The following is an 18,674-nucleotide window of genomic DNA, read 5'->3' as shown; positions in this document are numbered from 1 at the left end:
TCGCCGGGCCTCGGGTGTGCGGTCACAGTGTCAGCTGATCGGCCGCCGACGTGAGCAAGTCGATGAGGTCGCGATCGTGCACGGGCAGGCGGCCGGTCTTGCCGATCGCGGCCAGGGCACCGGTGACAGTGCCGTCGGCGGTGCGGATCGGGACGGCGACGGCGCTGCGGCCGAGGCGGCATTCGTTCACCTCGACGGCGACCGCGTCCGCGGCGACTCGGCGTAGCTCGGCGGCGAGATCGGCGGCGTCGGTGATGGTGAAGGTGGTGACCTTGCGCGGGGTGGCCTCGGCCGCGAAGTCCGGGTACCGCGCCAACAGGATCTTGCCGATGGCCGAGGCGTGCGGGCAGGCGAGCAGCACCTTCTCCCCACTCAGCTCATGGTCGGGGTCCTTGTCGACCATCCTGACCCGGCCGCCGGCGAAGGAGGCGAGATGGATGCCGAAACGCAGCTGGGCGCGCAGTTCACCGAGGATCCGGTGATTGCCGGAGACGGGCTCGGGAGCGGCAGCCCCGGCGAGCTCACGGGTACGGCGGCCGAGGGCGAAACCGGACAGGTCCTCGATCCGCACCAGGTAGCCGTCGGCGACGAGGAGATTCAGGAGGCGGTACGCGGTGGCGGGGGCGATGCCGGTCTGCGCGGCGATGTCCTTCGCGGTGGCGCCCGAACCCAGCTGCGCTACCGCCTCGAGCAGAGCGAGGGCCTTCTGGACAGCCCTCGGCTCGTGCCCGGTCGGGCCGTCGCGGCGGGTCGTCGTTGTCACTGTTCGCCGCGGTCCGCCCCTACCAGGGCCATCGCGCCGCGGGCGTTGACGGCGAACACCCCGGCGCCGGGCAGCACGTCAGTGGATTCGGGACTGTCGAAAACACCGATGGCCGTGAGACTTTCGGGACAGCTGTCCCGCAGCCAGCGATACCAGGCAGCACCGGCCAGCAGCACCGCGAGCACCGTCGCGGGCGCGACCACCACACCGTCGCTCGCGTCCGACACCGTCAGACAGACCAGCACCGCGGCGAGCACCCCACTGCCGACCCAGCCAGCGACGAGGTCGACGCGGCTGCGCTCGCGGATACGGCCGAGCAACAGCACCGCACCCACCGCGACCAGGATGTAGGACACCGCGAGCGCCGTGCGCATGACGGTCTTGGCCGCGGCGGGCACACCGTCGAGCGCGACGAAACCCGAACCGGCCGTCGCGACGATGCCGATGATCAGCACCAACGCCACGTGCGGGGTCCGCAACCGCGGACCGACCCGGCTCAGCAGGCGCGGCAGCACACCCTCCACACTCATCGAATACATCAGTCGCGACGCGGCGTTCGACGAAGCCATCGACGACCCGAGCCACGAGCAGGTCAGCCCCGCGTCGAGCAGGATCACCACGAGCAGACTCGACCCACTCGCCGTCCCGTGCAGATACGCGTTCACCACCGTTCCCGCATGCCCGGACCAGGCCGCCCACGACGCGAAGATGAACAGCGCCCCGCACAGCACCGGGGTGAGCAGCACCGTACGGGTCACGGTGACCAGCGGACGCCGCGTCTCCGGTGCGAAGAACGTGGCGCTCTCGAAGCCCGCGAGCGCGAACAGCGCCGACATCGCGATGGCCAGCACCGCGGGAACGTTCGGCGCGGCCGGGGTGATCGCGACAGCAGGCCCCGACACCAGCATGAGGCCGATGATGAAGGCCAGCGAGCACGCCTCGACCGCCAGAATCGCGATCGCGGCGAACCGCACACCACGCACCAGCACCGCGCCGATCAGCACCGCGATGACGAGATAGACGGCCCCGATCTGCCAGCCGCGCAACGTGATTCCCAGCTGTGCTGCCAAGGCGAGAGCGGTCTGCGACCCGTGATACATCGTCAGCGACGCACTGCCCAGGTACTTCACGAGCAGTCCGACGCCACAGGTCAGCGCCGCACGCGGTCCGGCGCCGTGGCTGACGAAGGTGTAGAGCCCACCCGCCGCGGACAGGCGCCAGGTGAACTGTGCGACGCAGTACGCGATCAGCGTGATGACCAGCGTCGCGATGACGATCGTCACCAGGCCGGGCAGCAGGGCGTTGTGGGTGAGCATCGTGACCGGCAACAGCACCATCGACGCGGCGGGCGCGGTGGTCGCGATCGACTGGCCGAGCAACGCCACACCCGGCAGTTGTCTGCGCCCCAGCGCACGCAACGGCGACACCGCGGGGCGCTCGGGTTCCCCGGCCGCGAACGAGCGCGCGACCGCGTCGGCCAGTGCCGTCACCACACACCTCCCAGCGTTGTCGGTGCGGGCGAGGATATCCAGACCTGGTTTCGGCGGTATTGCGGGCGCGAGTCGGGGCGATGGTCACCGAGCGAGAAAGCGACCGCGGGGGATCTCACTCGCCGATCGGTGAACGTTTTCCGCGGCGTAGCGGCACCGACCCACCGTCGACGGACGCTGTCGCAGAACGGATATCGCGGCGGACGGAGCTACCCCATGGCAGTCACCAGAAGATCATTCATGCAGAGTCTCGGCATCACCGGTGGTGCCGGCCTCGCCTACGGCGCGATGTCGACCCTCGGCCTCGCGCCCGCCACGGCGCAGGTGTCGTTCCGCTCGCCCGCCATGGGCGACCTCATCGGCAAGGGCGACGGGGGCGCGAAGGTGGCGATCCTCGGCGGCGGCCCCGCGGGGTTGTGCGCGGCCTACGAACTGGGCAAGGCCGGATACGACGTGACCGTGCTCGAAGCCAGGAAGCGAGCGGGCGGACGGGTGTGGTCGGTGCGCAACGGCACCACCGAAACCGATCTCAACGGCGAAACCCAGAGCTGCATCTTCGCCGAAGGGCACTACTTCAATCTGGGCGCCACGCGAATCCCGCAGGGCCACATCACCCTCGACTACTGTCGCGAACTCGGTGTCGAGATCCAGCCGTTCGGCAACCAGAACGCGTCCACCTTGGTCAACTATCAGAGCGGCACCTCGATCTCCGGGCAGTCGGTGCAGTACCGCGCCGCCAAGGCCGACATGTACGGCTACATGTCCGAGCTGCTGCAGAAGGCCGCGACGCGGGGCGCACTCGACGACGTGCTCTCCAGCGCCGACAAGGAAGCGCTGTCGTCGTTCCTGCGCGATTTCGGCGACCTCTCCAGTGACGGCCGCTATCTCGGCTCGACGCGGCGCGGCTACACCTCCGAACCCGGGGCGGGTCTGAACTTCGGCGAACAGCCGAAACCGTTCCCGATGTCCGACACGATCCGCAGCGGTCTCGGCCGCAATTTCAGCTTCGAATTCGGCTACGACCAGGCCATGATGATGATGACCCCGGTCGGTGGCATGGACCGCATCTACGCCGCCTTCCAGCGCGAGATCGGCACGCAGCGCATCCATTTCGGTGCCGAGGTGTCGGCGATGAAGAACACCCCCGAGGGTGTGCGGATCGAGTACACCCAGGACGGCGCGCGCAAGTCCCTCGATGCCGACTACTGCATCTGCACGCTGCCGCCCCATCTCGTCGGTCGCCTGGCCAACAACCTGCCCGCCGACGTGCTCACCGCGCTGAAAGCCGCGATCCCGGTGTCCTCCGGCAAGCTCGGCATCGAATACTCGCGCCGCTGGTGGGAGCTCGACGACCGGATCTACGGCGGCGCGAGCAATACCGACAAGGACATCGCGCAGATCATGTTCCCCTACGACCACTACAACGGCGACCGCGGCGTGGTGGTCGGCTACTACAACACCGGCAAACGTCATCAGGCCTTCGAATCACTCACCCACCGGCAACGTCTGGCGAAGGCCGTCGACGAGGGCGCAGCGATCCACGGCGACAAGTACCGCGCCGACATCGCCTCGTCGTTCTCCGGCAGCTGGCGGCGAACCAAGTATTCCGAGGGCGCGTGGGTCGGGTGGTCGGGCAGCAATTCCCACGGCGGTGAGGCCACCCCCGAGTACACCAAACTCCTTGCCCCCGTCGAGCACATCTACTTCGCCGGCGACCACCTGTCCAACGCGATCGCCTGGCAGCACGGCGCCTTCACCTCCGCCCGCGACGTGGTGACCGCCCTGCACGCCCGCGTTGCCGCCTGAATCTCGCACCCCGACAAGGAGTATCGACCATGAAGACGACGATCACCCTGGCCGCGACGGCCCTCGCGGCGCTGACCCTCACCTCCTGCTCGGCCGACCCGGCCGAGTCGCAGCCGTCCACTGCGCCGAGTACTTCGGTTCTCGAAGCGGGACAGGCGAATCCGATGATCGCCCAAGGCGTGACGATCGCCGCCGACGCTACCGTCTACAAGACCAGCGGGCTGGGCCCCACCGCCACCAACAAGGCCGCCCCCACGGGCAGCCCCGAATCCTTCATCGACACCCAGCAGTTCGCGGACGCGAAGCTGCCCGCCGGTGTCACCGTCACCGAAGCGCAGGGCATGTCGGTGCTGGCCAGAATCCGGGAGAACCTCGAAGCCCAGGGCCTGACCCTGGACGACGTGATCACCATGCGAGTGTTCCTCGACAACGCGCCCGGCACCGACCGTGCCGACTACGCCGGCTGGAACCGCGCCTACCGGCAGTTCTTCGCCAATACGAACCTCACCACCGGCGACACCGAGCTGGTCCCCCTCGGCACCGCTGCCCCGGCCGCACCGCTGGTCCGCAACGCGGCACGACCGAGCCGCTTCGCCCTGGAAGTAGCGAGCCTGCCGGTGGCGGGATGGTTGGTCGAGGTCGAAGTCGACGCCGTGTACCCGGCGGGTAAGTGAGTCGGCTCGCTGACGAATGCCCTGGTCAGCGTCGCGTCCAGCTGGTGCGATAGCTCACGTTCCGGCAGCCTGTGGCACTGAGTGCCAGCCCGGGTGAAATAATCTCCGGGACAGCCAGGGCAATGCGATGTTGGGAGTTCTCCAGTGGAGTTGATCGGTGTAATCGGTGGCGGCACGATGGGCGCGGGGATCGCGGAGGTGTGCGCCAAGGCGGGCAGCTCGGTGCTCGTGCTCGAGACGAAGCCGGAGTTCGCCGAGGCGGCCAAGAACCGGATCGCCACCTCGATCGCCCGTGGCGTGACCAAGGGCAAGATCACCCAGGACGAGGCCGACGCGGTGCTCGCGCGGGTGCGCGTCACCCTGGACATGGACGAGTTCGCCGATCGTGACCTGGTGATCGAGGCCGCGCCGGAGATCGAGGCGCTCAAGTACGAGATCTTCGGCAAGCTGGACAAGATCGTCAAGCCCGAGGGCATCCTCGCCACCAACACCTCCTCGATCCCCGTGATCAAGGTGGCCGGGGCGACCGAGCGGCCCGAACGGGTCGTGGGCGTGCACTTCTTCAACCCGGTGCCGGTGATGCCGCTGGTCGAGATCATCTCGACCCTGGTGACCGCGCCGGAAGCGGCCGTGGCCGTCACCGACTACGTGAAGAACACCCTCGGCAAGATGGCCGTGCAGGCCGGTGACCGCTCCGGGTTCATCGTCAACGCGCTGCTCATCCCCTACCTGTGTTCGGCGATCCGGATGCTCGAGTCGGGCTACGCCACCGCCGAGGACATCGACGCGGCGATGAAGGGCGGCTGCGGCTACCCGATGGGCCCGCTGACGCTGCTCGACACCGTCGGCCTCGACATCGCCCTCGCGGCGTCGGAGTCGCTCTACGCGGAGTTCGCCGAGCCGCACCTCGCCCCGCCCGCGCTGCTGCGCCGGATGGTGGACGCGGGCCGACTGGGCCGCAAGACCGGTCGCGGGTTCTACGACTACGCGAAGTAATGCTGATTCCCGCAGGAGCCAGGTGCTCCTGCGGGAACCTCGGCAGCGGCACGACCTCGACAGACCCTCTGCCCGATCGATGCTCCCCTAGCATACGCAGAAACTGCGCCCCGACTCGCAGTCGTGTTAGATTGTGGTCGATCCACTTGGAGGGGGAGTACTAATGGGCATACAGTTGTTGGGGCCGCTCGAAATTTCTATTGACGGACATTCAATCGTGCCAAGCGCCAATAAACCACGTCAGGTACTGGCTTTGCTGGCCATTCGATGCGGTCAAGTCGTTCCTGTTTCAACACTGATAACCGAACTATGGAATGAAAGACCGCCGCGTAGCGCTGCAACCACATTGCAGACATATATTCTCCATCTGCGCTCTCACATAACGGCGGCGAGCTCGGATTCATCAGAGATCTCCGCCAAACACTACTTGGTTACTGATGTCGGCGGCTACAAGCTGTCCCCAAATGTGGGGGCTTCCGATCATGACAGCTTCCACACCCTCACGGCGCGCGCCTTCGCGATGCGCGAGGAAAAGAACTATGAAGGCGCGTCCGCACTTTTCTCCAGAGCACTGCACCTATGGCGCGGACCTGCTTTTGTTGATATCCGAACGGGCCCGGTTCTCGATGTAGAAATAGTCGGACTGGAAGAGAAGCGACGCTACGTCCTCGAATGTCGGATCGACTCCGAACTCAGGCTGGGACGACACAGCAGCCTTCTGCACGAATTGAGCCAAATCGTCGCAGACCAGCCAGGAGACGAGAAGTTCTGTGGACAATTCATGCTTGCATTGTATCGATCCGGTTCTGCCCGACGCGCTCTGGAAGCCTTTCAACGCCTCCGACAGATGCTGGTTCTCGAGATGGGGATCGAGCCGTCGATTTTCCTTCGGCGACTTCATCAGGCAATCCTGGTCGACGATCCATGCCTCGGCCATACAGCTGACTATGACGTTCCCATATGGCTGGCCAGCTGATACAAGACTGACGTAGTTCTCGTTCAAACATGAGGTGACGTCCGTCGAATCGAAATAATCGATCCGACGGGCGCTCCCTTCATAGCCTCTCGATTCTGGAAGCAGATCGAATAAGGTTCCATCAATCTCCTGGGCAAGACTTTCGACTGGCCGGCCATTCAGCTTTATCCAAGTTGGGAATTCACTATGTCGATCAATTCCTGGGGCGTCCTGACATCCAGCAAATACTCCTCGGCGATCACGATACCGAACTCGCGCTGAATTCGCGAAGCGGTCTCGATGACGGCGAGCGAATCATAACCCAAATGCTCAAACTCAACGTTGCCGATATCGCCGCTCAGCTCCATCAGGTCACCCTCACCCGCGCATTCAACGAGGATCTTGCGCAATTCTTCAATGTTCATATTAATATCAACTTCCCTAAGCTCGATGTTTCTAATCGGGAATAGCTCGCACTACGACCGCTGAATTGAAACCCCAGCGACCCCGGGCGAGGACGAGCGCAGCACCGACGGGCGCAGATCGCGCTGTTCCGAGGACGAGGTCGATCTGATGTTCTCCGGACGGCTCGGTGATATTTGCGATCGGCGGGATCACCGCGTCCCGCATGGACAGCAGGGCGGTCACGATGTCGAGTGGCCCTGCCCCCGAAAGCAGGCGCCCGGTCAGTGGTTTCGTCGAAGTGACGGGCACGCCGTTCTCACCGAACAGCGCTACGATCGCTGCTGCCTCGTCACCGTCACGCTGGGGAACGCCCGCAGCGTCGGCGAGGACGACATCGATGTCGCCCGGCCGCAGGCCCGCGGCGGCAAGAGCAAGATCTGCCGCACGAAGCAGACCGGAAGGGCGTTCAGAACCCGGTGGCGGATCGAAAGTGCTGGCGTAGCCGGCAATTTCGCCGTAGGCCTTCAAAATTCCGCGGGCGCGGGCGCTCTCTGCGGACTCGACGACCAGCATGGCGCCGCCTTCGCCGGGCACGTAGCCAGCGGCGCGAACGTCGAAGGGGAGGTAGGCCCGCAATGGATCGGTTGCGGTACTGACTTCCCCGCTGGAAACGTGCGCGGCCCAGCCCCACGGGTCGAAAGCTGAGTCGACCCCGCCGGTGACGACCAACGAGGTCCCGCCTCGCACCGTGCGGCAGGCGTGCCCGATCGCGTCCAGTCCACCCGCCTGCTCGGCAACTAGCGCACTGCTCGGTCCGCGCATGCCGTATCGGATGGATATTTGACCGGTATTCACCGCGTAGAACCAGGCGAATGATTCGTACACGCTGACGTGCTCGGGGCCGCGCGACCACAGCTTCTCGAACTCACGGTGAGTAAATTCGAAACCACCGCAGGCGTTTCCGGTGACCACCGCCATCTGGTAATCATCTGCCGCGGAGGTGTCGACCTTGGCGTCGTCGATCGCCCACTCCGCGGCCACCAACGCCATCCGCGTCGATACATCGGTCTGCGGCAACAGTCTGCTCGGTAAATGTTCAGCCGCGTCGAAGTCGGCTACCTCGCCTGCCAACTGCGCCGCAGAGCCACTCACGTCGAACCGGGTGAGCGGTGCGATCGCTCCCCTGCCTTCGACGGCGGCTTCCCAAAAGCGCTCCGCCCCAGTTCCGTTCGGTGCGATCACACCGAATCCAGTGACCAGTGTCATGCCACCCCGCCGATCGGACTTCGCAGCACCATGGCGCTCTGGAATCCGCCGAACCCACTGCCCACGGTGAGTACGGTGGCTATCCGACGATCGCGCGCGACCAGCGGTACATAGTCCAGATCGCACTCAGGATCGGGCGCATGGAGGTTCGCGGTCGGCGGCACCACCTGATGTCGGAGAGCCAGTAGCGATGCTGCGATTTCAACGGATCCGATCGCGCCGAGTGAGTGTCCAACCATCGACTTGATCGAACTCATCGGTGTCTCGTAGGCATGCTGCCCAAGACTGCGTTTAACGGCGGCGGTTTCGTGCCTATCGTTCTGCCGGGTGCCCGAGCCGTGCGCATTGACGTAATCCACTGCTGTCGGGTCGATTCTTGACTCGTCCAGCGCCGTTCGGATCGCCTCGGCCATCTCGCGTCCATCGGCTTTGAGCCCCGTCATGTGATACGCGTTGCATCTATTCGCGTAGCCGGAGATTTCGGCATAGATCGATGCACCTCTGGCAAGGGCGGAATCGTAGGACTCGAGCACGAACATCGCCGCGCCCTCGGCGAGGACAAACCCGTTGCGTGAGTTGTCGAACGGCCGGGAGGCCCGCCCGGGATCGTCGTTGAACGAGGTAGTCGCTTTAATCGCGTCGAAGCAGGCCACTACGATGGGGGTAATGGGGCTATCCGACGCACCCGCGAGCATGACATCAGCGGACCCCTCCCGGATCAGCTGCACAGCGTGCCCGACGGAATCCAGGCCGGAGGTACACCCGTTGGAAATCATCGCAACAGGCCCCTCGGCACCGACGGTCCAGGCAACTTCCGCGGCCATCACGCTGGGAACCATGTAGTCGAACATGTGCGGTGACAGACAGGCTTCGTCGACGATCCAGTGACGACCCGAGTCCGAGAGCACCAGGTACTCCTGCTCCAGGCTGGTGGCAGCAGCTACCGCGCTTCCTAGACTTACTCCCACTCGGTGTGGGTCGAGCGCCCCGAAGTCCAGACCGCTGTCTGCGACAGCTTCTCGTGCGCAAACGACAGCGAACTGCGCAGCGCGGTCCATTCGTCGTATCTCTTTCGGCGACAGACCTTCTGCAGCCGCGTCGAAGTCCACCTCGCCGGCTACCTGAGACCTGTACGGCGCGGGATCGAAGAAGGAAATTCGGCGGGTCGCTGTACGCCCGGCGGACAGCAGGCTCCAGAACTCCGTCTGGCCGCTTCCGCCAGGTGCGCGGACACCGAGCCCGGTGACGACAACACGTCGGCTCACCGAGTACTGCCGGAGAGTTGAATTGAGCTTCACGCGGCCCAACCCCAACCGAACGAGTATCCAAGAACGAAGACCAGCAGTGTCACCGTCCCCACCCCGTAGGATGCGAACCCGGCCTTCCTCGCCACAGCCCAATTCTGTTGCACCACGCCGGACCACAACAGCAACCCTTGCACCGCCAGAAGGGGCAGAAATACGAGTACCATCGACCAGCGAAAACCGGCCTCGCGGCACAGCATGACAAGTAATCCGGCGCTGACAACCCACACGCTCAGCAGTTCGGCCCGTACCCCTTCGGGGCCGGCAACCACCGCCGTGGTGTTTCGGCCGGCGGCACGATCGCCGTCGACGTCACCCGCGTTGGAAACGGCAGGAATCGTCATCAACCAGATACCCTGCAGCAGCGTCAGATACACCACGAGCGCGGTTACACGACCGGTGATAGCCCAGTACGGCAGCAGCGTTGCGGACACCTGCCCCACGAACATCACAGCCTCACAGCCCAACGGCCTGGCACTGATCCGGACGCCCCAGTTGTACTGGACCAGAATCATCTGGACCGCCACGAACAGGATGATGCCTGCCACCGGCACACGCCAGCCAAGTGTGCCGATGCCGACGAATCCGGTCATCAGGCCTAGAAACCAGGCCGTGGTGGCGAAAGTGACCGCCTGAGATTCGGTGAGCATCCCCAACAGCAAGGGTTTGGTTCTGACATCGCGCGAAAGGTATTCACCTGAGTAATTCGCGGCATCACTGCCGTCCCGGAAGCCGACAACATCGTCAGCGGCGGCGGAGCTGGCGACACTGAAGATCGACGCGACAATGAAACAAGCCAACGCGATCCGGTTCTCAGAGGAATCGAGGTGCCCCTCGCACCACAACACCATGGATACCAGAATCCACAGATAGAAATGTTGATAAGCGGAGACCTTGGACAACCGTACGTACGCGACTAGTTTCTCCGTCGTCTTAGCACTCATGGGACTCGTTTTCATCTGCCGATAATCCTTGTCATCCGGTCCATGTTCATGAACCAATTCCTTGCAGCTCTGCCGAGACCGTACGTAGCTCGAAATGAATCGCATGCCAGAGTGTGTGGTAGCTGCGACACCGAGGCGACGCCACGTAGTCGTGGTTGCCCTCGGTGATCATCCGAACTGCGTAATCAAACATCCTTTGGTAGTGCTGCCACAGTGGCCAGATTTCTACTATTCCGCGCAAAAGACCCGCGACGGCGAGATGAAAATCGAGAACGGCCTGCGCGCTCACTGCCGATCGCGCGCGCTGGAACTCGCTGACAGCGATTTTACAAGCAGGGTCGACAATTTCGAATTCTGTCAGCAACTCAGGGATTCGGTCGCGAACTACCCCGGTCGCCCCGGCAAGGAAGTCGGTCAGTGCTGTTGTCGCAGCCGCACGGCCGGTCGGCGTCAGTACCAACACGTCCTGCCCCAGTAATGACTGCACGGCGAAGCACTCGCCACCAGCGTCGAACAGCGCCGCCGGATCGAAATCCTCGATATCGACGAACTCCGCGACATCTGCCAACGGGATCATGCCGAGAACGCTCACGAAGCGCAGCAATCGCAGGTCGGTGATGGAGTGTGGCGCGGTCACAGGTAATCCTCTCGATGGGCGGCTTCGACGAGGAGGCGAACCCGGATATACGGGACCTGTACCTCATCTGCCGGCACGACGTACTCGGTCGGGTGGGCGGGTAGAACCGCACGCCATCGCTGCATAGGCGGGCCTTCGGAACAGAGGAATGCCACCCGGCCGCCAACGGCCGTCCGCTGCTCGGCGAGCTCGGTGTCGGTCGTCGCCACAACGATTTCTGGACCGGCCGAGATTCCCAGGGCAAGGTCGTTCGTTCGCAGGATCTCCGCGCCCCGTGCTTCGATCTCCCTCAACGATCCGACGATCGCTGTACGGGTATGCGCGCCGTCGAGGATGGCATGCGGGAAGTCGTCGGTCCCGGCGACCTCGGTCTCGATATCGCCGAGCCACACCTCGCCGGTGGTTCCGAACACTGTCACGCGAGCTCCGGTCGCAGATTCCAACCACTGCAGGTCGTTGAAAGTGACGCCGACCACGGCTGGGATACCCAGTTCGCGCGCCACCACCGCCGCATGCGACGACGCTCCACCTGTCAGGGTGACGAGTGCGACCGAGGAAACCATGGCCGGGAAATCACGCGGCTCCGTGGTTTCGCGAAGTAGGACGATGTCCTCACCCACGCATACCGCCGCCTCGGCCATATCCACTACGACGATGCCGCTCGCGACACCATTGGACGCGGGAATCCCGGTCCCGAGTAGCCGCCCCCCGCCCCTATACGTCCGTGCCGAGGTACTACTGAAAAGTGCGTCAGCCGACAGCCGACGAAACATCTCATCCGTTTCGATCATTCCGGACCGCCAGCTGTCGATCGCGATGGCGTTGGTGACCTGAGCATCCCCTACCGCCGGTCGAACTTGAACGAGCCACAAAACGTTCCGTTCCACCACGAACTCGATCTCGACCATGCGGGTCAGGTTCTGATGCAGCCTCTCGACCAGATGCTCCAACTCGGCGAACACCGCCACATCCGCGGCCTGGAGGGTCGACACATCGAGCGGCGTCACGGTGCCTGACACGATTCCCTCGCCTGTCGATCGCTCAACGTACTCGCCGGTCATTCGCCGCTCACCGGTCAGCGGGTCATGACTGAAGACAACACCGCTGCCCGACGTCAACTCCGCCGTGCCATGGATCATGGCCTGAATGACCACGCACGGGCCCGCAGCATCCGGGATCGCGTGACGATCTCGATAAGAGCGCGCTCGCACGCTGCCCCAGGAAGCCACCACAGCCTCTACTGCCATCGCCAACTGCTCGGCTGGATCGAGCGGAAACACGATGCCCGTCGATGTCTCGAATAGTGCCCGCATGCTCGCGACCTGGCTGGGCCCGTCTTCTGACGAAGCCGAAGCCGCGTGCACCAGCAATGGGTCGACTCCTCCGACCAGGACGCAAAAGTCTCTGGTTGCATTGATGAGCGCGTCGAAGGCCGCCTGAGTACTGCCAAGACGCGCTTCGAGCGCCGAAAGATTCGTCTCCGTCAGGCCGACGCACAAAACCGTATCCATCATCCCGGGCATACTCCGCTGACCGCTCGAACGGACCGCGAAAGACACAGAATCAGCCGGAATACCCTGTTGCCCAGCAGCTTCGGTGGCAATGGCGGTCGCGAACTCGGTAACTCGTGTACGGAGGTCCTCGACTGCAGCGACTCCGTCTCGATCGAGGACACGAAAGGCCGGAACCGGATATCCGGCGGCCCGAAGGAACTCCAGGAAATATCCCTTCGAGCCATGTGTGCGATCAGGCTCCGGCCAGAACCGATGTACTGTCACGCCTGCAGCACCTCCTGCTCGGCATGGAAGACCGACCGTTCGCCGATGAACAGGAATCTGCCCTTCGTCCTGCCGCTCGCCAACCCGCTCCAGATCTCGGCGCGTTTCGGTTTCCCGCTGGTGGTCCTCGCGATCGCCCGGGGTGCGACAACGACTACTGCCGCGTGGTCGGCTGACAGGCCGTTCTTGATCAGCGCCTCGCAGATGGCCGGGACTGCGGACTCGTGAACCTTCTGTTGGATCACCAGCAGCGTCATCGGCCTGCCGAAGCCGCTGAGATCTCGGAGCACTACGGTGACCTTCGCCTGGGTGAGACCGACCCTGGTGGCTACCAACACCTCGATATCTTCAGCAGTGACGAATCCACCGTTCACCTTCACCGAGTTGCCGACCCGGCCCAGAACATAGAGCTCACCCTTCCACTTCAGACCGAGGTCGCCGGTGGCATACGACATCGACTTGGTAGCGGGCTTTCCCAGGTAGCCGGCGAACAGGGCGGGACTCTGCACCACGATCTCGCCCACACAACGATCAGGGAGCACGGAACCTGCGGCATCCACGATCCGAGAACGCATTTCGGGTAGGTCGGCGCCACAGGAGACTACGTACAGGGAGTCACCCGAAATGTCCGAATCAGGTAGCGGGTCAGTCAGTGAATACTCGCCGCGAATCCGCACCGGCTGTCCAGACCCCGACGGCTCATCATCGATGGCAATCGCATTCAAGACACTGTCCAGACGAGCGGTAGTCACCCCGAGCGTCGTCTCGGCCATCCCGTATCCCGGCTTGAGCACGTTGCACCCGAATCCGTACGGTGCCAACATCTCGTAGAACTGGCGCATAGCGTGGAAATTGATCCGGTCCGACCCGATAATCAGGGTGCGCCAATTCGAGAAGTCGTATCCTGCAAGCATTTCCGGCTTCAGAACCTGAATAACACGTTCGACCGCAAAGTTGGGGATGGCCGAGTGATTAACTCCCTTCTCGGAAAAGAGGCTCAGCCATTCGAGCGGGCGGCGCACGAACACTTCCGGCGGCATGAACCATCCATCGGTCCGGAAACATGCCGCGAACATGAACATGCCGATCAGCCCCATGTCGTGATGCATCGGCAACCAGGAACCGAAGCTGTAGCCCACGCGCCCGCCACGATGGAATATCGACTTCACGATGGTCATGTAGCGCTGCACGGCATCGGCGGTCAACACGACTCCACGAGGCGCCGACGTCGACCCGGACGTAAATTGGATAACAGCGGTTTCCGAGCCTGTGTTCGGCGCGAACGCACGCGTGAATCCGCTGTCGGGTATGGGTGTTTCGGAGGCCAGTGGGATCAGACCGAGCGAGCGGATCGATTCGTCGAGCAGGTCCAGGGTCCCCGCCGTCGCGACCACCAACCGTGGGGCGAGAGTGCGCAGCATCGGCACCACATGACTACCGCAGAATTGCCTGCCACCGATCCCGGGGGACGGAAGGGCCGTCGGGACGGCACCAATGGCAATTGCACCGAAGAAGTAGTTGAAGAAGTCGAACCCGGTCGGAAGTACCAGCGCTACCCGATCGCCCCGCGTGACACCTGCGTCAGTTAGTAGCTCTGCCGCACCGCTGACGGAGCGTGCCAACTCGTCGAAGCTCGCGTCACCCCACTTACCTTGGGAATAAAAGTGCATTGTCCCGTCATCGTCATCGCCCATCCAGTCGATCAAACTCATCCTTCGTCCTCCGACGACAATCGGACTGCATGTGAAGGACCTACACTGTCAAGCATTCTTCCCTCGACATTCCAACTGGATCAGTTCGACAAGATCAGCAATGGTGACAACATCTTGTATCCGCGGATTGTCGATCAGTTGTATCTCCAAGCTGTCCTCGACTCGCGACATTGCTTCCATCAGGGTCAACGAATCGACATTGAGATCGTCGCGTATCGAATCTGCCAACTTCAGATCAATACGCGGACGATGCTCGGCGATCCAGTCCTCCAGTAATCGCACGACTGCTGCCGGGTCATCGACGACGCCGGCATTGATATCACTCGACAATTTTTACCTCCGCAGTACTACCATTCACCTGCACCTTTTGCCCCACGAATATTTCCCGCGCAATCGGGTGTGAAACAACCGCTGGTATACCCATCTCACGACAGATAATCGCGACATGGGAATACTGGCTGCCGCGTGCGGTCACCACAGCACCCAGAAAAGGCAACAGTGGCATGATGTTCGCGTCCGCGCTCTCACACACCAAAACGGACCCTGCCGCTACCGAAATGTCTTCGAGACCAATTACTGTCCCGGTGTGCATACCGCCGGAAACGCCGCGAGCGGTACGTTTCGGCTGTATCTGCGCGTCCAGATCCGACGAAAAGTCTAGATAATCCGGAGCTTCGAAATTGATACTATTGAAACACGAGACACGACGCGCGTCGATCTCTGCGGCATCCGGCAGATCACCCCGCAGTTCCTCGATGGACACATACGGAAGCCCCAGAGGATCAAGGTCACGCATCCTCGCAATATGCGGGACAAATAGCCGGTAGGCGTGTAGCAATCGCATCGCCAGCGACTTGCTGCGCTCTCGCAACGACATGACGTCGCCGAGGAAAAGCACGCTGCTGTCGATGATCTTGCCGCGTATACCCGTATTCATGTCGACCAACGCCTGCCGTGGGGTGATGTGGGAACCTCGTCCGGAGCGGGAGTCGCTGCGACCGACAGGTTGAATAACGAAGTCAGACCACGGCTCGACAGAGTCCATTATTTCGTAGAATCCGTAATCGAGGAATTCCGCCGGCCCATCCCCGATCGAAGTCAGCCCGATCAATCCGGTCCAGGGAAGCTCCGCCGGCTCCTTGAACCAGTTAACCAAGCTCAGGCTTTTCGGATCGAGCCGTTCGATCACCCGGTTCTGGGCGACTTCCGCAACGATGGATCCCGACGTGCCAACGATGTGTAGATACCATGCGCGCTCCAGGAGCCGACTACCTTCCGACGCCAGCTCTCCGAGACGCCAGTCCTGGCCGAGCCGGATTACCGAACGGACGAGTCTCTCGAACTGAAAAACCTGTTGTTCCAACTCGACGACGCGCGGCCGGAGTGTGACCAGTTCGTTGGCCATCTTCACCGTCGAAAGATTCCGAGCAATCGAACTCCGACGCGCACCGATCGGAGACGGGGGCGGCGGTATACCCTCGAAATACGCATCGGTTACGTCCTGCGGTCCGATGATGTTCACGCCGTCTGCGATAAGACAGTACGCAGTCAGGTTGTGGTATGGCCGACAGTAGAAGTAGCCGGTGAAGACATAGTCTGCCCCCTTCGACCACACTGGATTGTTCAATATCCGATCCACGAATCGTCGAGTGCCGCGCTCCATCGGCGATCCGATGAGCGACCAGGACAGCGGCGAGAGCCGCTCCGGGGCAATTTCTCCGAAATTTCCGGCCGAATATATCTGCAGCTTTTGATGCGGAAAGGTATCCACCCTGCAGTACGGACGATAAACGGTCATCGCGCCAATCCCCCCGTCTCGAAAGAAACCCCACCATCACGCAGCACTCGTCCGGTCTCAAAAATATAGTCGGGCCGACTCTCCAATGCCAGATCGCCGAGGTGGGTGAGGATATCACGCCCGAAAGTCATCAACGGCCGCGAATACTCAGAGAGTTCTTCATAAACGCCAAGTCGCCGCGCTGCGATGCGCTGCAGCCACGTCGGAACCCTAGCGTCCACCAGACGCGGAAATATCCCCCACGGACGACTGAGCTGTTCCAGAACGTAACACAGATCCGGCAATTCCGGATCGAAATAGGTTGCCGTGATACCGTACTCTCCGCGTTTCATCATCATATTTATTGCCCGGGCCGCAATCGCTACATCCGACGCATAGATCGGAAAGCGTCCCCGGTCGACCAATGCTAGCGGGAGCCCTCGCAACACATGTGCGAGCAAGGCCGTCGGCCCACCGCTCAGCGGGATGATATCTGGCCGGGACGGCCCGAGAAGTGTCCCGAGCCGAAGAATATTGACCGGCACTCTTCGCTCGTTCCTCGCGATGAGTTCGCTGCGGTACTTCGCGTACTCATACCAGTTACGAAAACTTTGGTCTCGTGACAACTCACGATTCCCGAGTTCCCCTTCCGCTCGCCCGAGCGCCAACACCGACGACACATGAACGACGCGTTCGACCGTCCCCAGTCGGGCTGCGAGATCAAAGACATGTTCTGTCCCATGAACGTGAAGCCCAACGGTCGACTCGGGATTCGTCTCCATCGACACAGATCCAAAGCACGAGATGATTGCGTCTGTGCCCCGCAGAGCATCCATCGACGATGGACCGAGGCCGAGATTCGGCATGGTCACATCTGCCTCGAGCGCCCCATAAGCTCCGTCGGCCTCGGGATGCCTGCTCAGCGAGATCACCTCGCAGCCATCGCTCCGTAGATTCTCGACAACGGATCGCCCCAGATACCCAGTGGCTCCAACGACCGCGACCTTCACAACAATCTCCCAAACGGGTAGTCAGTACCGGGAACGGTCGTCTTCCTTGCTCTACCAAGACCGAATATGATCCGTACGATGTCGTCCAGGCTCATCTCCGGGTACCACCCGTCGGTCAATTCGGTCAGATTTGTCGTCTCGAAGATGCGGTCGATCGATACGTAGCGAAGACCGAAGAGTCGGTTCCCCTTCTCCCTGTCCCAGCGCATGTATTTCAGTACGATGTTCTCCGCAAGCCGCAGCGTGCCGTCGTTCACCGCAATTAGCTTGGGCACCGAATAGACCTGGTCGCAATCCATCGCCTTCAGCACAGAGAACAGCGCCTCCAGCGTGGGCGCCCGATCGCCTGCGCAGAGGTGGACCAGTCGGCCGCCTCGCCAGGGCTCGAAGTTCCGTTCCGCTCCAACTGAGATCAGTCGTAGTAGACCTTCACCGATAATATTCCTCGGCAGAATATCCACGCGCCCCCCGGAGCGCACAGGTAGATAACGCCACTCTGCCTGCCGCAATGAAGCGACCAATTGGTAGAGGGATGATTTTCGAACTGTTTCATCGGTTATAGAGCTTCCGATGACGCCGCCGATTCGTGCGACGAGAACGGGATGGCCCGTGCTCCTCGCTTCACTGATTAGTGTCTGCTCAGCATACCACTTGCTTAACTCATACACCGAGCGATCAGGATCCGCCGGATGTAGCGACTCCGCGATCAGCCCGCTCGATGTGCCCGCTACATATGTCGTGCTGGCGTACACATAAGGGACGGTTCGCCCGTGTTTCTCGCTCAGAGCCTCAGCAAGGCGCAGACCGTTGACCGCGCCGAGGTAATTGACCCGGTTCATCTCCGCCTGCGATGCCGTCCAATCGACGATACCGGCCAGATTGACCACGACATCCACGTCATTACTTTGCTCGGCGTCGACATCCAAGCCCCAGAACGGAAGTGTGACGTCCCCTATGTGCTGATCTACCACAACGTTCGGGGAATCGAGGTTGGACCGGCGTCGTCGCCGGACGATTGCTGACACGACCGCACTCTGCTCGCCGAATCCCGCGACCGCCTCCAGCAGTCCCTGGCCGACCTGACCACTGAGCCCCGCGACGATGCAGTGTCGACGAGTATTCATCACGCGACGCGACCCGTTCGGAACTGCCATTGC

Annotated in this window: 17 protein-coding genes; 4 read left to right on the top strand and 13 right to left on the bottom strand. The window is 62.6% G+C overall.

The genetic code is table 11. The features are described from left to right. Window positions 1-22: 22 nt before the first annotated feature. A complete protein-coding gene (locus tag ACFVVI_RS25930) occupies window positions 23-763 on the bottom strand; it encodes an IclR family transcriptional regulator (protein WP_378991566.1) in 741 nt (246 codons plus the stop codon). Further along, window positions 760-2,253, bottom strand: a complete 1,494-nt coding sequence (locus ACFVVI_RS25925) for an APC family permease (RefSeq protein ID WP_387447246.1) — start codon at window positions 2,251-2,253, stop codon at window positions 760-762. Before ACFVVI_RS25925 ends, ACFVVI_RS25930 begins: the two co-directional genes overlap by 4 nt. 240 nt (window positions 2,254-2,493) lie before the next feature. Between ACFVVI_RS25925 and ACFVVI_RS25920 the strand changes: the two genes are divergently transcribed. The 4 genes from ACFVVI_RS25920 to ACFVVI_RS25905 all read left to right on the top strand — a co-directional run bounded on the left by ACFVVI_RS25920 (window position 2,494) and on the right by ACFVVI_RS25905 (window position 6,705). Further along, the gene (locus tag ACFVVI_RS25920; RefSeq protein ID WP_387447283.1) at window positions 2,494-4,059 is read left to right on the top strand and encodes a flavin monoamine oxidase family protein; all 1,566 of its coding nucleotides are present in this window, start codon (window positions 2,494-2,496) and stop codon (window positions 4,057-4,059) included. A 29-nt stretch (window positions 4,060-4,088) separates the two neighbouring features. Continuing rightward, complete coding sequence (locus ACFVVI_RS25915) at window positions 4,089-4,733, top strand: Rid family hydrolase (protein ID WP_378991564.1); 645 nt, start codon at window positions 4,089-4,091, stop codon at window positions 4,731-4,733. A gap of 144 nt (window positions 4,734-4,877) precedes the next feature. Continuing rightward, on the top strand, window positions 4,878-5,729 hold the full coding sequence (locus ACFVVI_RS25910) for a 3-hydroxybutyryl-CoA dehydrogenase (protein WP_378991562.1): 852 nt from the start codon (window positions 4,878-4,880) through the stop codon (window positions 5,727-5,729). Between the two features lie 163 nt (window positions 5,730-5,892). Continuing rightward, window positions 5,893-6,705 carry a BTAD domain-containing putative transcriptional regulator gene (locus ACFVVI_RS25905; RefSeq protein WP_387447244.1) on the top strand — a complete coding sequence of 271 codons (813 nt, stop codon included), beginning with the start codon at window positions 5,893-5,895 and terminating at the stop codon, window positions 6,703-6,705. A gap of 164 nt (window positions 6,706-6,869) precedes the next feature. On the opposite strand, the gene ACFVVI_RS25900 is transcribed toward ACFVVI_RS25905, so the two are convergent. The 11 genes from ACFVVI_RS25900 to ACFVVI_RS25850 are packed head-to-tail and all read right to left on the bottom strand — an operon-like array spanning window position 6,870 to window position 18,671. Further along, window positions 6,870-7,109: an acyl carrier protein gene (locus ACFVVI_RS25900; protein WP_387447243.1), complete on the bottom strand. Its 240-nt coding sequence runs from the start codon at window positions 7,107-7,109 to the stop codon at window positions 6,870-6,872. 31 nt (window positions 7,110-7,140) lie between these two features. Next, window positions 7,141-8,355: a ketosynthase chain-length factor gene (locus tag ACFVVI_RS25895; protein ID WP_387447242.1), complete on the bottom strand. Its 1,215-nt coding sequence runs from the start codon at window positions 8,353-8,355 to the stop codon at window positions 7,141-7,143. After that, window positions 8,352-9,653 carry a beta-ketoacyl-[acyl-carrier-protein] synthase family protein gene (locus tag ACFVVI_RS25890; RefSeq protein WP_387447240.1) on the bottom strand — a complete coding sequence of 434 codons (1,302 nt, stop codon included), beginning with the start codon at window positions 9,651-9,653 and terminating at the stop codon, window positions 8,352-8,354. Before ACFVVI_RS25890 ends, ACFVVI_RS25895 begins: the two co-directional genes overlap by 4 nt. Beyond that, complete coding sequence (locus ACFVVI_RS25885) at window positions 9,650-10,603, bottom strand: UbiA family prenyltransferase (RefSeq protein ID WP_387447238.1); 954 nt, start codon at window positions 10,601-10,603, stop codon at window positions 9,650-9,652. The genes ACFVVI_RS25890 and ACFVVI_RS25885 overlap by 4 nt, the downstream gene beginning before the upstream one ends. 46 nt (window positions 10,604-10,649) lie before the next feature. Then, window positions 10,650-11,240 carry a hypothetical protein gene (locus ACFVVI_RS25880; protein WP_387447236.1) on the bottom strand — a complete coding sequence of 197 codons (591 nt, stop codon included), beginning with the start codon at window positions 11,238-11,240 and terminating at the stop codon, window positions 10,650-10,652. After that, entirely contained in the window at window positions 11,237-13,018 is a 1,782-nt protein-coding gene (locus ACFVVI_RS25875) for a PEP/pyruvate-binding domain-containing protein (RefSeq protein ID WP_387447235.1), read from the bottom strand. Before ACFVVI_RS25875 ends, ACFVVI_RS25880 begins: the two co-directional genes overlap by 4 nt. Then, window positions 13,015-14,730, bottom strand: a complete 1,716-nt coding sequence (locus tag ACFVVI_RS25870; protein WP_387447234.1) for an AMP-binding protein — start codon at window positions 14,728-14,730, stop codon at window positions 13,015-13,017. Before ACFVVI_RS25870 ends, ACFVVI_RS25875 begins: the two co-directional genes overlap by 4 nt. 48 nt (window positions 14,731-14,778) lie before the next feature. Continuing rightward, complete coding sequence (locus tag ACFVVI_RS25865; protein WP_387447233.1) at window positions 14,779-15,060, bottom strand: acyl carrier protein; 282 nt, start codon at window positions 15,058-15,060, stop codon at window positions 14,779-14,781. Continuing rightward, window positions 15,050-16,528 (bottom strand): PEP-utilizing enzyme, encoded by a 1,479-nt coding sequence (locus ACFVVI_RS25860; protein ID WP_387447232.1) that lies wholly within the window; start codon window positions 16,526-16,528, stop codon window positions 15,050-15,052. The genes ACFVVI_RS25865 and ACFVVI_RS25860 overlap by 11 nt, the downstream gene beginning before the upstream one ends. Beyond that, window positions 16,525-17,517, bottom strand: coding sequence for an NAD-dependent epimerase/dehydratase family protein (locus ACFVVI_RS25855; RefSeq protein WP_387447231.1), 993 nt, complete (start codon window positions 17,515-17,517; stop codon window positions 16,525-16,527). The genes ACFVVI_RS25860 and ACFVVI_RS25855 overlap by 4 nt, the downstream gene beginning before the upstream one ends. After that, window positions 17,514-18,671: an SDR family oxidoreductase gene (locus ACFVVI_RS25850; protein WP_387447230.1), complete on the bottom strand. Its 1,158-nt coding sequence runs from the start codon at window positions 18,669-18,671 to the stop codon at window positions 17,514-17,516. Before ACFVVI_RS25850 ends, ACFVVI_RS25855 begins: the two co-directional genes overlap by 4 nt. Window positions 18,672-18,674: the final 3 nt, after the last annotated feature.

The organism is Nocardia sp. NPDC058114 (genome assembly GCF_042884695.1).
Lineage (GTDB): Bacteria > Actinomycetota > Actinomycetes > Mycobacteriales > Mycobacteriaceae > Nocardia.
The sequence above is the reverse complement of the archived record's forward strand: the minus strand, read 5'-3'. Positions and strand labels throughout refer to the sequence as shown.

Coding starts and splice junctions, on each gene's coding strand:
- ACFVVI_RS25850 (WP_387447230.1), bottom strand. CDS start 18,671: ATGGCAGTTCCGAACGGGTCGCGTCGCGTGATGAATACTCGTCGACAC.
- ACFVVI_RS25885 (WP_387447238.1), bottom strand. CDS start 10,603: ATGAGTGCTAAGACGACGGAGAAACTAGTCGCGTACGTACGGTTGTCC.
- ACFVVI_RS25870 (WP_387447234.1), bottom strand. CDS start 14,730: ATGAGTTTGATCGACTGGATGGGCGATGACGATGACGGGACAATGCAC.
- ACFVVI_RS25860 (WP_387447232.1), bottom strand. CDS start 16,528: ATGACCGTTTATCGTCCGTACTGCAGGGTGGATACCTTTCCGCATCAA.
- ACFVVI_RS25895 (WP_387447242.1), bottom strand. CDS start 8,355: ATGACACTGGTCACTGGATTCGGTGTGATCGCACCGAACGGAACTGGG.
- ACFVVI_RS25915 (WP_378991564.1), top strand. CDS start 4,089: ATGAAGACGACGATCACCCTGGCCGCGACGGCCCTCGCGGCGCTGACC.
- ACFVVI_RS25920 (WP_387447283.1), top strand. CDS start 2,494: ATGCAGAGTCTCGGCATCACCGGTGGTGCCGGCCTCGCCTACGGCGCG.
- ACFVVI_RS25900 (WP_387447243.1), bottom strand. CDS start 7,109: ATGAACATTGAAGAATTGCGCAAGATCCTCGTTGAATGCGCGGGTGAG.
- ACFVVI_RS25905 (WP_387447244.1), top strand. CDS start 5,893: ATGGGCATACAGTTGTTGGGGCCGCTCGAAATTTCTATTGACGGACAT.